A 1949-nucleotide genomic window follows, 5' to 3' on the forward strand; every position below is an offset into this window, starting at 1 on the left:
AAAAAACTTAACACATCAATCACATCTTAATCTTGGCTACCTAGCTTTAAAACTCAACCCCCAAACTGACACCACCTACCCATTTTTTATCGCCAAAATATTGGGGTTGTCTGATGGGATGTCCTGCAAATACATCATAGTTGAGTTTAAGAGGCTTAATCTGCCCTTTGATGCCAACTGCTCCGCCAACTAGGGTGTGTCCAAGTAGCAAGTTGTCTTGTTCTTTATTTTGCATGGCAACGCTGCCAGCATCCAGCCCTAGATACAGACTGTGATTGGACTGCTTAATAGGAAAACTTATGTCTTGACGCAATAACATGCCCATATCTGCTGATAGTGTCCGCTCACCATCAAAGCCACGTACACTATATCGCCCCCCAATGCTCATACGCTCACTAGGCACTAAGGGTTTTTGGGTGTATTGAGCTTTTAGGTTAGCTTGATAGGTTGATTGGTAGTCATTCTTAATTTTAATAGGTGCGACAAAACTGGCATTGAGCTTGTAAATAAAAGTGCGTGCCATTCCTTCATTAAACGAGCTCTCAGGCGGTATTAGGGCGTTAAACGCACCTGTACCACGCTGTACATTAACATCAGTAGTCAGTTGTTTTTGCCCAAAGCGTATCTCATGACGAACCCCTGCTATCCAACCTGAGATTTTACGGCGTTGCACTTCTATCTCAGTATCATCAATAAAGTTTTTTTGTGATTTGATAAAGCTTCCCACATTAAGCCATGTCTTGCTGCGTGCATCTCGATGAACTAAATGACTGGCATTTAGACTAATATTATCTGAATCACCGCTATAAACATAATCTTGATTGACGCCTGCCACTGTTTGATGGTAAGTGTAATGGCTGGCATTGGCAGTTATCACAGTATTTTTGATGGGTAGTACATAACCAATCCCATAGTTTTTACTGCCACCTTTGGCATTTTTATGGGCGTATTCATCTTTATTAATATTATTACCCAAATCACGGCTATAATTTAAATACAACAAATCATTATGCCAAGTAGGATTATCAAAGCTTAGTGTCATACCCCCTTGATATTTTCCTGTAGACTTTGAGCCTGAATCATCAAGACTAACACTACCACGCACCTTTCTTGACTGAGTATAGTTAATCACCACATCACTAAAACCCATCTTGTTATTTTCGCTTGGCGTGATGGAAAAGTCGGCATTTGCTGTTGGTACACGTTTTAAGTTTTCAAGGGCTGTTTCTAATTGACGTATGTTTAGCACATCACCACTGCCAAATGGTAGGGCTGTCGCAAAATTAGCAGGCAGACCTGTATTATCTACATAAACAGACATATCACTTGTGCTAGTATCTGCTTTGATTTTCCCAATTTTACCAACTACAACCGTCAGTAGTAGCTGACCGCTTGATAGGTTTTGATTGCCAACAAGCACCCGAGTAGTAACATAACCATGCTCTATGATGCGATTTTGTACATCACGAACAATGGTGTTGATATCATTAATATTTAAACATTGCCCCAATACCTTGCTTTTGCCATGTGTTAGAGGGGTTAAAGCAAACCCAAATTGTGCCAAATCTGTGGTATTGCTAGCATCAAGGCTTGTATAGGCGATTTGATGAATAGCAAAACAAGGCAAATGAATGTTATCACCGTTGTGAACATCAGCAATGGTTTGTTTTTGATTAGGTATATCAAGGTGTACAGTGGGGCTGGTGATTAGTGATTGATTGAGAGCATCTTGCTTTTGCTGTTGAAGTTGAATAAGTTGATTGGCAACTTGCTCAGGTGTATGAGCATAAGCAGTGCCACCAAACACGATGCTCACCATCATAAATACTTGACGGATTGTCATTGTTTTGGGTTTATGCAAATGGCGAGCTAAAATGTACATAAAAATCCTATTTTATTTAAAATAAATTATATCATATACTTAAATAAAGAGTTTAATAATTTTATTT

General features: G+C 39.3%; 1 protein-coding gene. It reads right to left on the bottom strand.

Annotation, left to right across the window (positions count from 1 at the left end; all coding sequences use genetic code 11):
• Positions 1 to 46: 46 nt before the first annotated feature.
• Positions 47 to 1882 (bottom strand): ShlB/FhaC/HecB family hemolysin secretion/activation protein, encoded by a 1836-nt coding sequence (locus ACZBKJ_RS09755; RefSeq protein ID WP_463200897.1) that lies wholly within the window; start codon positions 1880 to 1882, stop codon positions 47 to 49.
• Between the last annotated feature and the right edge of the window lie 67 nt (positions 1883 to 1949).

The organism is Moraxella sp. I5G (genome assembly GCF_055193055.1).

Excerpts from the sequence above, each read along its gene's own strand:
- ACZBKJ_RS09755 (WP_463200897.1), bottom strand. The coding sequence starts at position 1,882 with ATGTACATTTTAGCTCGCCATTTGCATAAACCCAAAACAATGACAATC.